Origin of the sequence: Mesorhizobium sp. WSM3873 (genome assembly GCF_001672445.1) — a bacterium.
Taxonomy (GTDB): domain Bacteria; phylum Pseudomonadota; class Alphaproteobacteria; order Rhizobiales; family Rhizobiaceae; genus Mesorhizobium.
Genome location: NZ_LYTM01000004.1, coordinates 191155 through 204514 on the forward strand (window position 1 = coordinate 191155; position 13360 = coordinate 204514).

Below are 13360 nucleotides of genomic sequence, written 5' to 3' on the forward strand. Positions count from 1 at the left end.
GCCGGCTGCACAACAATTGTGCAGTGCATATTAAATCTTCGTAATCCCGCGTTTTGGCCCTTTTCCGCCAAAGCCTTGTCCTATCTATTCGGCGAAATTCGCGGCAACGGCCGTGAAATGAGCTGAGAATAGACCACCGGTTTCGGCGTGTCGGATAGAGGGCCAGTTGTCGATGCGCGGAAAAATCGCCTTTACAGTCGTTGCTCTGGCCTGCCTTGCAGGTGTCTGCCTTTATCTGTCACCCGCCACGATGGGCAGGGTGCAGCAGCTGATCTCCGGCCAGCAGGCCGACGCAGCCGCCGCCGACACGACCAAGGCATCGGGCAGCCAGAAGGGCGGCGCTGGCGGCGCGCGTTCGGCCTCGATCGTTTCGGCAGCTGCGACGACCGCCGATTTTCCGATCCGTCGCTACGCCATCGGCTTCGTCTCCTCACCGTCGGTGGTCAGCGTGAATGCCCGTGTCTCCAGCCAGATCGTGTCGATCGCGGTGAAGGACGGGCAAATGGTCAAGGCCGGCGACCTTCTCTTCTCGCTCGATGACCGCGCGCTGAAGGCGCAGCTTGCCAAGGACCAGGCGACGCTGGTCAAGGACCAGGCCCTGCTGGTGAGCGCTACGGCGGATCTTCAGCGCGCCAAGGACCTTGTCGCCAAGCAGGCTGGCACGCAGCAGACTTACGACCAGGCACTGGCGGCGCAGAAGGCCGCGGCCGCCACCATCGATGCCGACAAGGCGACGATCGACGCCGATACGGTCCAGTTAAGCTATGCGACCATCAGCGCGCCCATCTCAGGCAGGCTCGGAGCGGTCAACGTCTCGGTCGGGGATCTCGTCACCACCAGCAACGGCTCAAGCACCACGACGCCGCTTGTGACCATCACACAGATGGACCCGCTGCAGGTTAATTTCACTCTGCCGGAAAGCAACCTTGCTTTATTGCACAAGGCGCTGGCGAGCCCACAGCAAGGCGACGTGACGCTCACCAAGGACGGCGATCCGACGCCGATCGGCAAGGGCACGCTCGATTTCGTCGATTCCAGCGTCGACACCGCCTCCGGCACCATCGCCACGCGGGCGAGCATACCGAACTCCGATCTTTCGCTTTGGCCGGGGCAGTATGTGAACGTCATCCTTGATGCCGGCACGATGCCGCAGATGACCTCGGTTCCGACGGTCGCGGTGCAGCCGAGCCAGAAAGGTCCCTTCGTCTATGTGGTCAAGCCGGACAACACGGTCGAGATGCGGCCGGTGCAGGTGGCGCTGACGGAGGGCGATAACAGCGCCATCAGCCAAGGCCTCAAGGGCGGCGAGAAGGTGGTGGTCGAAGGCCAGACAAGGCTAAAGGACGGCGCGACGGTGCACGAAGGCAAGACAGCGAGCAACAGTGGCGATCAAAATTCGCCTAAGGTCGCACAAGCCGACAAGGCCGGCGAGGCCCGCCCATGATTTCCGAATTCTGCATACGAAAGCCCGTCGCCACGCTGCTGATGTCGTTCGCCCTCGTGCTGGGCGGACTGTTCGCTTACAAGTTCCTGCCGGTTGCGGCGCTGCCCAGCGCGGAGTTCCCGGTGGTGAATGTCTCGGCCCAACTGGCCGGCGCTTCGCCGGAGACCATGGCGACCTCGGTCGCGACGCCGCTGATCAAGCAGTTCGCAACCATTGCCGGCATCGATTCGATTTCGACCACCAACTCGCTGGGCCAGACCTCGATCGCCATCCAGTTCGTGCTCAACCGCGACATCGACGCGGCTGCCGCGGACGTTCAGGCAGCCATTGCGCGCACGCAAAAATCGCTGCCGCCGCAAATGACGGCGCCGCCAAGCTATCGCAAGGTCAATCCGGCCGATGCGCCGATTCTTCTGATGTCGCTGGTCAGCGACACCGTTCCACTCACCGACCTCGACGCCTTCGCCGAAAACGTCATCTCGCCCTCGCTGTCGACCATCGATGGCGTTGCGCAGGTTTCGATCTACGGACAGCAAAAATATGCGGTGCGCATCCAGATCGATCCGACCGCGCTCGCCGCGCGCGGCATCTCGATCGACCAGTTGCAGACGGCCGTGGCCTCGGCCAACAGCAACACGCCGCTCGGCGTGCTGCAGAACGACAAGCAGCAGCTGACGATCACGGCCAACACCCAGTTGATGAACGCCGCCGATTTTTCAAACATTATCATCGCCACCAAGAACGGCCATCCGGTGCGGCTGGGCGAGGTCACGCGCGTCATCGACTCGGTCGAAACCACGACGACGGCGAGTTGGTATGACGGCACGCGCGCCATTATCATGGCCGTGCAGCGTCAGCCCGACGCAAATACGGTCGACGTCGTCGACAAGGTCAAGGCGATGCTGCCGTCCTTCCAGGACCAGATGCCGGCTGCCGCGAGCATCAAACTGCTCAACGACCGATCCACCTCGATCCGCCAGGCCGTCGACGACGTGCAGTTCACGCTGCTCCTGACCATCGCGTTGGTGGTGATGGTGATCTTCGTGTTCCTGCGCCGCGTCACGGCAACGATCATCCCGGCGGTGGCCGTGCCGATTTCGCTGATCGCCACACTCGGCGCGATGTTCCTGTTCGGCTTCTCGATCGACAACATATCTCTGATGGGTCTGACGCTGGCCGTCGGCCTCGTCGTCGACGACGCGATCGTCATGCTCGAAAACATCTTCCGCCACATGGAGGAGGACGGGCTGTCGGCTTTCGACGCCGCGCTCAAGGGCGCGCGTGAGATCGGCTTCACCATCATATCGATTTCGATTTCGCTGGTGGCGGTGTTCATCCCCGTGCTTCTGATGGGCGGCGTCATCGGCCGTATCTTCAACGAATTCGCCGTCGTGGTAACGGTCGCCATCCTGGCGTCGATGTTCGTGTCGCTGACCCTGACCCCGATGCTGTGCTCGCGGCTTTTGTCGGTGACCAAGGCCGATCGCGAGGCGCATGCCGACGGTCACAGACATGATCTCATCACGCGTGGCTATGACTGGATCCTGAGCTTCTGCCTGCGCCACACCTTCCTGGTGTTCCTGGTCTTCGTCGGCACCGCGGCGGCCTCCGTCTGGCTGATCCAGGTTTCGCCGAAGGGCTTCTTCCCGCAAGAAGACATAGGCCAGATCTCGGTAACCACCATCGCCCGCCAGGACATCTCCTTCGACGCGATGACGAAGCTGCAGAGCCAGGTCGCCGACGTCTTCTCGCATTCGCCTTACGTCGATCACGTCGCCTGGTCGGTGGGCAGCGGCAATAATGCGCTCAATCAGGGACAGTTGTTCGTGCAACTGAAGGACAAGGACAAGCGTCCCGACATAGAGAAGGTGCTTTCCGATTTGAGGCGGCAGCTGTCCGGCGTCGCCGGCATCGAAACGTATATGCAACCGGTGCAGAACCTCAGGCTCGGCTCGCGGTCCTCGGCCAGCGCCTATCAGCTGGTCGTCCAAGGCCTCGATAACGGCGCGACGGACGCCTGGGCGCAGAAATTGAACGACGCCATGGCCGCCGATCATAAATTCTTCACCGACGTCACAAGTGATCTGCAGAACAACGCGCTGCAGGCGTCGCTGGTCGTCGATCGCGACAAGGCCGCTCAGCTCGGTATCGACACGGACACGCTGCGTTCTGCCCTCTATGGTGGCTTCGGCACCGATCAGGTCTCAACCATTTTCGGCTCGGCCGACAGTTACGAGGTCGTCACCGAGCTCGATCCGAAGATCGAGTGGTCGCCGGAGCGTATGCTGGCCATTCAGGTGAGAACGGCGAGCGGCAGCCTCGTTCCTCTCGGTGCCTTCGCACGGGTCGATCGCACGGCCGGCGCCCTGACGGTCAACCAGCTTGGCCAGCTGCCGGCGGTGACGATCTCCTACAACCTGCCGCAGGGTGTCTCGCTCGGCGACACGGTGACCCGCATCAACCAGCTCAAGGACCAGATCGGCATGCCGCAGGCGATCGGCACCACCTTCGCCGGCACCGCCAAGACGTTCCAGGATTCGCTTGCCAACCAAGGGCTGCTGATCGGGGGCGCGATTCTCACGATCTACATTGTGCTCGGCATGCTCTACGAGAGCTTCATCCATCCGCTGACCATTCTGACGGGCCTGCCATCGGCGGTACTGGGCGCGGTGGTTGCATTGCGGCTCTTCGGCATGGACCTGTCGGTCATAGCCGTGATCGGCATCCTGATGCTGATCGGCATCGTCAAGAAAAATGGCATCATGATGATCGACGTGGCGCTGGAGTTGAGGCGCGAGGGCATGTCTGCGCTGGACTCCATCCACAAGGCCTGCCTGATGCGTTTCCGGCCGATCATGATGACGACGCTGGCGGCCTTGATGGGCACGTTCCCGATCGCGCTCGGCACCGGCGCCAGCGCCGAGCTGCGCCAGCCGCTCGGCGTTGCGGTGGTCGGCGGCCTGCTCGCATCCCAGGCGCTGACCCTGTTCGTCACGCCGGTCATCTATGTCTATTTCGAGCATTTCTCCGGTTGGCTGCTCAGCTTCTCCTCGAAGAAGAGCCGGCCGGAGTTGCATGCGGTCGAGCCGGTCGAGCAGCCCTCGCTCTTCGACCCCGGAGAAAATGCCGAGCCGAAAAAATTGGCCGCCGAATAGGCGGCCCGGCTCTGGCCCAAGGTGCCGAGCTTGCGGGGGCGTGCGCACGATCGTAACCTTGCGCCATGTCCCATGATCACGATCACGACAACGAGCTCGATCCGTTTGCGGCGCGCGTGCGCGCATTGGAAACGATCCTTACCGAGAAGGGCCTGATCGATCCGGCGGCCATCGACGTCATCGTCGATACATACGAGACGAAAATCGGCCCACGCAACGGCGCCAGGGTGGTGGCGAAGGCCTGGAACGATCCGGCCTATGCCGAATGGCTGAAGCGCGACGCGACGGCAGCAATTGCCTCGCTCGGCTATACCGGGCGTCAGGGCGAGCACATGCAGGCGGTGTTCAACACGCACGAGACGCACAATCTCGTCGTCTGCACGCTCTGCTCCTGCTATCCGTGGTCCGTGCTCGGCCTGCCGCCGGTCTGGTACAAGGCGCCGCCCTATCGTTCGCGGGCTGTTATCGATCCGCGTGGCGTTTTGGAAGAATTCGGGCTAACCTTGCCCGCGGGCAGGAAAATCCGGGTCTGGGATTCGACGGCCGAGCTTCGCTATCTGGTGGTGCCGATGCGGCCGAAAGGCACCGACGGCTGGAGCGAGGAGCAACTCGCCGGCCTGGTCAGCCGCGATTCGATGATCGGCACGGCGCTGGCGAAGGAGCCGGCATGAACGGGCCGCAAGATCTTGGCGGGCAGATGGGGTTCGGGCCGGTCGGGCCCGAGACGGACGAGCCTTACTTCCATGCTGCCTGGGAGCGGCGGGCGCTTGGCGTCACGCTCACTGCCGGCGCCATGGGTGCCTGGAACATCGACGAGAGCCGGCATGCGCGAGAGTCGCTGCATCCCGCCGATTATTATTCGTCGAGCTATTACCAGATCTGGATCCAGGCGCTTGAGGTACTCCTGAAGCGCCATGGCTTCGTGACGGAACGCGACCTTGCCGCCGGCAAGGCTGTCGATCCGGCGGCGACACCCAAACGCGTGCTGAAGGCTGCCGATGTGCCTGCCGTGCTCGCCAAGGGTGGGCCTTGCGACCGTCCCGTGGCTGCGCCGGCGCGCTTCCAGGCGGGCGACCGCGTGCGGACGAAGAATTTCAGTCCGACCGGCCATACGCGCCTGCCGCGCTACGCGCGCGGCAAGAACGGAAGGATCGAGGCCGTTCGCGACGGCTTCGTGTTCCCGGACAGCAACGCGCATGGCAAGGGCGAGAACCCGCAATGGGTCTATACCGTGGTTTTCGACGGCGCCGAGATCTGGGGCGAGGGCGCCGACCCGACGCTTGAGGTCTCGATCGATGCCTGGGAGAGCTACCTTGAGCCGGCATGAGACCGAACTGCCGGGCAGCTTCGACGATCCGGTGTTCGCCGAACCGTGGCAGGCGGAGGCTTTCGCCATCACGGTCGCGCTGCACGACAGCGGCTTGTTTTCGTGGAACGAATGGGCGGACGCCCTGTCCGCCGAAGTGAAGAAGCCGGACGCCGCGAGGGACGGCCACGACTATTACGAGCACTGGCTGTCGGCGCTGGAAAAATTGCTGGCGACCAAGGGCGTCGCCGGCAAGCACGAGATCGATGCGCTCGCGGCCGCCTGGGAGCGTGCCGCGCACGCCACGCCGCACGGCAAGCCGATCCTGCTGGAGAATGATCCCGGAGCCCGCCGGTAGCCCGGACTCAAGCTGCGTTCCCTTTACGTTCTTGTTTGCGCCTGATAGCGTGCCGAGCTGATAATGAATGAGACCGTCGCCGACGACGCCGGTGATGGCACGCAACCTTGTGTTTCGCTCGCGAATCCGGTCTGTCGAACTGATGGAATTCTCTCCCCAACAGGACGAGGCTTTGAAGGCGGTCGGCCGCTGGCTGAAGGACGGGCGGCCGCAGATATTCCGCCTGTTCGGCTATGCCGGCACCGGCAAGACGACGCTTGCGCGCTATTTCGCCGAGCATGTCGACGGGCAGGTGCAATTCGCGGCCTTCACCGGCAAGGCTGCCCAGGTGCTGCGCTCCAAAGGAGCGATCAACGCCCGCACCATCCATTCGCTGATCTATCGTCCGAAGGGCGAGGAATCGGTCGAGGACCAGGTGACCGGCAAGACCTCGATGTCACCGACCTTTTCACTCAACCGGCAAAGTCCGATCGCGCGCGCCAAGCTGGTCGTCATCGACGAGTGCTCCATGGTCGACGAGCAACTCGGCCGCGATCTGATGAGCTTCGGCACGCCGATCCTGGTGCTCGGCGATCCGGCCCAGCTGCCGCCGATCTCCGGCGGCGGCTTCTTCACCGAGCATGAGCCGGACGTGCTGCTCACCGAGATCCATCGACAGGCGCGCGACAACCCGATCATCCGGCTGGCGCTCGACGTGCGCGAAGGCCGCGAGTTCATGCATGGCGACTACGGCACGGCGCAGGTGATCGGCAGGGAAGGGGTCACGCAGGATCTGGTGATGAAAGCCGATCAGGTACTGGTCGGCACCAACCGCACGCGGCGGCGCTACAACCAGCGCCTGCGCGAGCTGAAGGGCTTTTCCGCCGATTATCCGCAGGCCGGCGACAAGCTGGTCTGCCTGCGCAACGATCCGGCCAAGGGGCTGCTCAACGGATCGCTGTGGAAAGTGATGACCTCGTCACGCGAGACGGTGAAGCCTGGCATCAACCTGCTGGTCTCGCCGGAGGAGGACGATCCCGACCGCGGCGTTGCCAAGATCAAGCTGCTGAAGGCGGCGTTCGAGGATCCGGATGCCGAGATTCCATGGCAGCAGAAGAAGCGATTCGACGATTTCGACTACGGCTATGCGCTGACCGCGCACAAGGCGCAGGGCTCGCAGTGGAATGACGTCGTGCTGTTCGACGAGAGCTGGGCCTTCAAGGAGACCCGGCAACGCTGGCTCTACACGGCCATCACGCGTGCGGCCGAGCGGCTGACGATCGTGCGATAGAGCGGTTCACCGGGTCAGGAAACGGTAAACCCCTTAGCTCGTTGTTTTGGCGCAATTCCGAACGGAAACCCGTCACACCTTTCATGGAATTGCTCCAGTCCGCTTATTCTGCCGGCCTCGCATCGAGCCATTGCCAGGCCGCGGCTTCGTCGTCACTGGTGAAATGCCGGAATTCGAACGGCAGAACCTTCGGAAAGAAGTCGCCGACAAGCGATGCCCAGCGCGGTTCGCCGATAGCTGCGCAACGGACGACATGCTCCAGCGCGTCGGCCACACCTTGCTGCAGCGTTTCTTGCGAGATGTTGGCCCAATCGACGCTCTCCTCGTCACTCAGCCGCACTAGCACGTCGATCCTCGGGTGCAGGGCATAGGCAGCTTCCAGCAGGCCGAACAGGTTTTCCGCATCCGCCGGCGAGACATCGCCGACGACGTCGATGGCAAAAAGCGCGTCACGGTTGGTTTCAATGCGGCGTATCGCCGGCACCGCCTCGAGGAAATTCACTGGCAAATCCTTGTGTTGGCCATCAGCTAGTCTCTGGAACACCGGAAACCCACTATCTGTTCCCTGCAAAGGCGCTATAGATGCCCGCCAAAACCAAGCTGGATGCGAATTCATGCCTGCAAAGCTTTCGGTCAACCTCAACGCTGTCGCCATGCTGCGCAACCGCCGCGACCTGCCGTGGCCGAACGTCATAGGGCTGGGACGCATCGCTCTTGCCGCCGGCGCGCATGGGTTGACTGTTCATCCACGCCCCGATGAGCGGCATACGAGACATTCCGACCTGCCGGAGATCAGGGCGCTGATCGACGATGAGTTCCCAAACACGGAATTCAACATCGAGGGCTACCCGACAGAGGATTTCCTGGTGCTTGTCGAGAAGAACCAGCCGGAGCAGGTGACACTGGTGCCCGACGATCCGGCGCAGGCGACGTCGGACCACGGCTGGAACTTCGTCGCGCAGGCCGCGTTCCTGACACCGATCGTCAAGCGGCTGAAGAAGGGCGGATTTCGCGTGTCGCTGTTTTCCGACGCCGATGCGGCCAGCGTGAATGCCGCGCGCGATACCGGCGCCGACCGGATCGAGCTCTATACCGGGCCCTATGGCGGTTACCATTCCGATTCCGCCAAGGCGGCCAGGGAATTGGAAAGACTGGGAAAGACCGCGGACGCGGCACTCGCGGCGGGGCTCCAGGTCAATGCCGGCCACGATTTGACCGTGAACAATCTGCCTGCACTGATCAAACGCATCCCCGCATTGGCCGAAGTATCGATCGGACATGGGTTGACAGCGGATGCGCTGGAGTATGGCATGGCCGGCACGGTTGGGCGGTTCTTGAAGGCCTGCGGATGGTAGGGCGAGGACGCCTTGCGTAGCTCCGGCGTGTCCCGCGCTTTGCGGCAGCCTCGGAGCGTGGCGAATCTGATGAAGTGGGGTTCATGGTGCTAGCCAACGCCAGCGAAACAGAATCCCTCGAACCTTCGGGCCATGCCGAGGCCGAGCGGCAGCACAGCACCAAGGTTCTGATGCTCGGTGCGCTCGGCGTCGTCTACGGCGATATCGGCACGAGCCCGATCTACGCCTTTCGAGAGGCTCTCCATGCTTCAGGGGGAGTGGTTGCCCGCAACGATGTGCTCGGCGTGCTGTCGCTGATCGTCTGGGCGCTCACCATCATCGTCACGATCAAATATGTCGCCTTCGTGCTGAGGGCCGACAATAAGGGCGAGGGCGGCACGCTGTCGCTGATGGCGCTGGCACGGAGCGCCTATCCGCAGGGCTCCAGCCTGATCCTGGTGATCGGCCTCTGCGGCGCGGCCCTCTTCTTCGGCGATTCGATCATCACGCCGGCGATCTCCGTGCTTTCGGCGGTTGAAGGCCTGGAAGTCATCACGCCGGCGCTCGATGCCTATGTCGTTCCGATCACGCTGGTGATTCTGGCGGTGCTTTTCGCCGTGCAGCGTTTCGGCACGGGCAAGGTGGCGGCAGTGTTTGGACCCATCACGGCGACATGGTTCGTGGCGATCGGCGTTGCCGGCCTCTATCACATCGTCGACGATTGGTCCGTCCTGTTGGCTATAAACCCCTACTATGCGGTCTATTACCTGGCCACCACGCCGACGGGCGCCTTCGTCACCGTCGGCGCGGTTTTCCTCGCGGTCACCGGCGCCGAGGCGCTCTATGTCGACCTTGGCCATTTCGGCCGCAAGCCGATCGTGCTGGCCTGGTTTTCCATCGTTTTCCCTTGCCTGCTCCTCAACTATTTCGGGCAGGGCGCCTTCGTGCTCTCGCACGGCGGCAAGCCGACCAACCCGTTCTTCCAGATGCTTCCCGAATGGGGGCTGATGCCGATGGTCGCCCTGGCAACGGCGGCGACGGTCATCGCCAGCCAGGCGGTGATCTCCGGCGCCTTCTCGCTGACCAGACAGGCGGTGCAGCTCAATCTTCTGCCGCGCATCGAGGTGCAGCACACATCCGAGATGCAAAGCGGCCAGATCTATATGCCGAGGGTCAATCTGCTGGTCGCGCTCGGCGTGATGCTTCTGGTCGTCGGCTTCGGCAGCTCGAGCGCGCTCGCCTCCGCCTATGGCATTTCGGTGACCGGAGAGATGCTGATGACGACGATCCTCTTGTTTGTCGTCATGCGCTGGCTCTGGAAATGGCAGCTGGCGCTCGCATTGGCGCTGGCGCTGCTCTTCGGCGTCATCGACCTCGGCTTCTTCTCGGCAAATGTCGTCAAGATGGTCGAAGGCGGTTGGGTGTCGATCACTGTCGCTTTGATCATGGGGCTGATTATGTGGACTTGGATTCGCGGCACCCGCTACCTATTCGACAAGACGCGCCGCAACGAAATCCCGCTCGACTTTCTGGCGATGAACCTCCTCAAGAAGAAGCCTCAGCTGGTGTCCGGCACCGCCGTGTTCTTGACCAGCGATCCGCTGAGCGCGCCGACCGCGCTCATGCACAGCCTGAAGCACTACAAGGTGCTGCACGAAAAGAACGTCATTCTTTCCGTGGTGACCGCGCCGCAGCCGGTGGTGCCGGATAGCGAGCGGGTGAAGATGGAGACGGTCAACGAGCTCTTCATGCGGGTCACGCTGACCTTCGGCTACATGGAGCAGCCGAACATTCCGCGCGCGCTGGCGATCTGCCGCAAGCAGGGATGGAAGTTCGACATCATGACGACGTCCTTCTTCCTGTCGCGGCGCTCGCTGAAGGCTTCGCCCAATTCCGGCATGCCGATCTGGCAGGACAGGCTGTTCATCGGTCTTGCGAAGACGGCGGCGGATGCGACGGAGTATTTCCAGATCCCCACCGGACGCGTGGTCGAGATCGGCACTCAGGTCGCGATCTGACCCTTCAAGCATTCACATTGTGCCATAGATTTGAATGGACCTCTGCAGGTCGAGCCTTGCACTGGCGGTATGGGAGCCCTAACGCCAGGGCACTTGATATTGCACTGCAGCAAGCGTAGAGCACCGCGCATTTTATCGGAGTGTCGTCATGGCCCTTGCCAATGGTGCTGAGGCAGAACCCGTCGAGCAAACGGGGCATCCGGAGATAGAGCAGCACAGCACCAAGGTGCTGATGCTGGGCGCGCTGGGTGTCGTCTATGGTGATATCGGCACCAGCCCGATCTACGCGTTCCGCGAGGCGCTCGTTGCTTCCTCGCGCGGTGAGGTCGCCGATCGCGGCGATATTCTTGGCGTGCTGTCGCTGATCATCTGGTCGCTGACGATCATCGTCACGATCAAATACATCATGTTCGTGCTGCGCGCCGACAACCGTGGCGAAGGCGGCGTGCTCTCGCTGATGGCGCTGGCGCGCAGCACTTTCGCGACGCGTTCGGCGGTCATCCTGGCCATCGGCATCGCCGGCGCCTCGCTTTTCTTTGGCGATGCCGTGATCACCCCGGCCATCTCCGTGCTTTCGGCCGTCGAAGGCATGAATGTCGTGACACCCGCCTTTCAGCCTTATGTGGTGCCGCTGACGCTGCTCATCTTGGCCATTCTGTTTGCGGTGCAGCGGTTCGGCACAGGTGGTGTCGCCTTGATCTTCGGGCCGATCACCGCCGTGTGGTTCCTCGCCATCGGCCTGTCCGGGCTGAATCACATCATTGCCGATCCTGAAATCCTTTGGGCGATCAGCCCGCACTACATCGTCGCCTTCCTGATCCACTCGCCGGACGTGGCTTTTGTCACGATCGGCGCCATTTTCCTGGCCGTCACCGGCGCGGAGGCACTCTACGCCGACCTCGGCCATTTCGGCCGCAAGCCGATCGTGCTGGCATGGCTGGCGATCGTATTTCCCTGCCTGCTATTGAACTATGCCGGGCAGGGCGCTTTCGTGCTCGCCAAGAACGGTGTCGTCGGCCATCCGTTTTTCGAGATGAATGAAGGCTGGGCGCTGATCCCGATGGTGATTCTGGCGACGGCAGCGACCGTTATCGCCAGCCAGGCGGTGATCTCCGGTGCCTTTTCGCTGACCAGGCAGGCGGTCCAGCTCAACATGCTGCCGCGGCTGGAGATCCTGCATACGTCCGAAAAACAGTCGGGCCAGATATACATGCCGCGCGTCAACATGCTGCTGGCGCTGGTGGTGATGCTTCTGGTGGTCGGTTTCGGCGCGTCCAGCAGACTTGCCTCGGCCTACGGGATCTCGGTGACCGGCAATATGCTGGTGACGACGGTGCTCCTCTTCGTCGTCATGACCCGTATCTGGAAGTGGCAGCTCTGGGTCGCGGTGTCGTTAACGGCGCTGTTTGCCTTGATCGATGTCGGCTTCTTTGCCTCCAACATCGTCAAGGTCTTCGAAGGCGGCTGGGCGTCGCTCGCCGTGGCTTTCGCCATCATCCTCGGCATGTGGACCTGGGTGCGCGGCAGCCGCTACCTGTTCGACAAGACGCGACGCAACGAGATCCCGCTCGACTTCCTGGCGGCGAACCTTTTGAAGAAAAAGCCGCAGCTGGTGTCCGGCACCGCCGTGTTCCTGACCAGCGATCCGCTGAGCGCGCCGACCGCGCTCATGCACAGCCTGAAGCACTATAAGGTGCTGCTTGAGAAGAATGTCATTCTTTCCGTGGTGACCGCACCGCAGCCGGTGGTGCCGGATAGCGAGCGAGTGAAGATGGAGACGGTCAACGAGCTCTTCATGCGGGTCACGCTGACCTTCGGCTACATGGAGCAGCCGAATATTCCGCGCGCGCTGGCGATCTGCCGCAAGCAGGGATGGAAGTTCGACATCATGACGACGTCCTTCTTCCTGTCGCGGCGCTCGCTGAAGGCCTCGCCCAATTCCGGCATGCCGATCTGGCAGGACAGGCTGTTCATCGGCCTTGCGAAGACGGCGGCCGATGCGACAGAGTATTTCCAGATCCCCACCGGGCGCGTGGTCGAGATCGGCACTCAGGTCGCCATTTGAGGGACTGCAACGCCTAAAGGGGTGGGGAGGTGGGAATGGGCGGTGAGTTGGTGCTCGTTACCGGCGGCTCCGGGTTCCTCGGCGCGCACTGCGTTCTAGGCTGAATCGACATTCAGCGCATCCATAGCATTGCGCAAGCGAGTTGGACGAAGCTGAGGAAGTAGAGAGCACGCCGGTCGTATCGGGTGGCGATGCGCCTGAAGTGTTTGAGCTTGTTGAAGCAGCGTTCGATGAGATTGCGCGCCTTATAGGCTTCAAAGTCGTAGGGGATGAGGGTCTTGCGGGTTGGATTGCAAGGGATGACGGCCTGCGCTCCCATCTCGACGACGATCGCGCGCAGGGCATTACTGTCATAGGCCTTATCGGCAAGAACGCGTTTGGCCTTGAGCCCTTCGAGCAAAGCAGGCGCT

11 protein-coding genes are annotated in these 13360 nt (G+C 62.5%); 9 read left to right on the plus strand and 2 right to left on the minus strand.

Annotated elements, in window-relative coordinates; genetic code table 11:
* Positions 1 to 172: 172 nt before the first annotated feature.
* The 6 genes from A9K71_RS04510 to A9K71_RS04535 all read left to right on the plus strand — a co-directional run bounded on the left by A9K71_RS04510 (position 173) and on the right by A9K71_RS04535 (position 7533).
* A complete protein-coding gene (locus A9K71_RS04510; protein ID WP_066990947.1) occupies positions 173 to 1444 on the plus strand; it encodes an efflux RND transporter periplasmic adaptor subunit in 1272 nt (423 codons plus the stop codon).
* Positions 1441 to 4599, plus strand: coding sequence for an efflux RND transporter permease subunit (locus A9K71_RS04515; protein ID WP_066990952.1), 3159 nt, complete (start codon positions 1441 to 1443; stop codon positions 4597 to 4599). The genes A9K71_RS04510 and A9K71_RS04515 overlap by 4 nt, the downstream gene beginning before the upstream one ends.
* 65 nt (positions 4600 to 4664) lie before the next feature.
* Positions 4665 to 5270 carry a nitrile hydratase subunit alpha gene (gene nthA, locus A9K71_RS04520; protein WP_066990955.1) on the plus strand — a complete coding sequence of 202 codons (606 nt, stop codon included), beginning with the start codon at positions 4665 to 4667 and terminating at the stop codon, positions 5268 to 5270.
* The gene (gene nthB, locus A9K71_RS04525; RefSeq protein WP_066990958.1) at positions 5267 to 5926 is read left to right on the plus strand and encodes a nitrile hydratase subunit beta; all 660 of its coding nucleotides are present in this window, start codon (positions 5267 to 5269) and stop codon (positions 5924 to 5926) included. The genes nthA and nthB overlap by 4 nt, the downstream gene beginning before the upstream one ends.
* Positions 5895 to 6263: a nitrile hydratase accessory protein gene (locus A9K71_RS04530; RefSeq protein ID WP_197504178.1), complete on the plus strand. Its 369-nt coding sequence runs from the start codon at positions 5895 to 5897 to the stop codon at positions 6261 to 6263. The genes nthB and A9K71_RS04530 overlap by 32 nt, the downstream gene beginning before the upstream one ends.
* Positions 6264 to 6405: 142 nt before the next feature.
* Positions 6406 to 7533, plus strand: a complete 1128-nt coding sequence (locus A9K71_RS04535; RefSeq protein ID WP_066991011.1) for an ATP-dependent RecD-like DNA helicase — start codon at positions 6406 to 6408, stop codon at positions 7531 to 7533.
* Positions 7534 to 7636: 103 nt separating this feature from the next.
* Here the strand turns inward: A9K71_RS04535 and A9K71_RS04540 are convergent, their stop codons facing one another.
* Positions 7637 to 8170 (minus strand): STAS/SEC14 domain-containing protein, encoded by a 534-nt coding sequence (locus tag A9K71_RS04540; protein WP_348626973.1) that lies wholly within the window; start codon positions 8168 to 8170, stop codon positions 7637 to 7639.
* Between A9K71_RS04540 and A9K71_RS04545 the strand changes: the two genes are divergently transcribed.
* The 3 genes from A9K71_RS04545 to A9K71_RS04555 all read left to right on the plus strand — a co-directional run bounded on the left by A9K71_RS04545 (position 8148) and on the right by A9K71_RS04555 (position 12950).
* A complete protein-coding gene (locus A9K71_RS04545) occupies positions 8148 to 8888 on the plus strand; it encodes a pyridoxine 5'-phosphate synthase (RefSeq protein WP_066990968.1) in 741 nt (246 codons plus the stop codon). The two genes, A9K71_RS04540 and A9K71_RS04545, sit on opposite strands and share 23 nt — an antisense overlap.
* Positions 8889 to 8971: 83 nt before the next feature.
* Positions 8972 to 10885: a potassium transporter Kup gene (locus A9K71_RS04550; protein WP_066990969.1), complete on the plus strand. Its 1914-nt coding sequence runs from the start codon at positions 8972 to 8974 to the stop codon at positions 10883 to 10885.
* A gap of 148 nt (positions 10886 to 11033) precedes the next feature.
* Positions 11034 to 12950, plus strand: a complete 1917-nt coding sequence (locus tag A9K71_RS04555; RefSeq protein ID WP_066990973.1) for a potassium transporter Kup — start codon at positions 11034 to 11036, stop codon at positions 12948 to 12950.
* Positions 12951 to 13062: 112 nt separating this feature from the next.
* Here the strand turns inward: A9K71_RS04555 and A9K71_RS04560 are convergent.
* The coding region (locus tag A9K71_RS04560; protein WP_066991014.1) for a transposase at positions 13063 to 13360 on the minus strand (298 nt) is incomplete at its 5' end.

What these genes read in the sequence shown, in the direction of transcription:
- A9K71_RS04510 (WP_066990947.1), top strand. Translation starts at nt 173, where the DNA reads ATGCGCGGAAAAATCGCCTTTACAGTCGTTGCTCTGGCCTGCCTTGCA.
- A9K71_RS04515 (WP_066990952.1), top strand. Translation starts at nt 1,441, where the DNA reads ATGATTTCCGAATTCTGCATACGAAAGCCCGTCGCCACGCTGCTGATG.
- nthA (WP_066990955.1), top strand. Translation starts at nt 4,665, where the DNA reads ATGTCCCATGATCACGATCACGACAACGAGCTCGATCCGTTTGCGGCG.
- nthB (WP_066990958.1), top strand. Translation starts at nt 5,267, where the DNA reads ATGAACGGGCCGCAAGATCTTGGCGGGCAGATGGGGTTCGGGCCGGTC.
- A9K71_RS04530 (WP_197504178.1), top strand. Translation starts at nt 5,895, where the DNA reads ATGCCTGGGAGAGCTACCTTGAGCCGGCATGAGACCGAACTGCCGGGC.
- A9K71_RS04535 (WP_066991011.1), top strand. Translation starts at nt 6,406, where the DNA reads ATGGAATTCTCTCCCCAACAGGACGAGGCTTTGAAGGCGGTCGGCCGC.
- A9K71_RS04545 (WP_066990968.1), top strand. Translation starts at nt 8,148, where the DNA reads ATGCCTGCAAAGCTTTCGGTCAACCTCAACGCTGTCGCCATGCTGCGC.
- A9K71_RS04550 (WP_066990969.1), top strand. Translation starts at nt 8,972, where the DNA reads ATGGTGCTAGCCAACGCCAGCGAAACAGAATCCCTCGAACCTTCGGGC.
- A9K71_RS04555 (WP_066990973.1), top strand. Translation starts at nt 11,034, where the DNA reads ATGGCCCTTGCCAATGGTGCTGAGGCAGAACCCGTCGAGCAAACGGGG.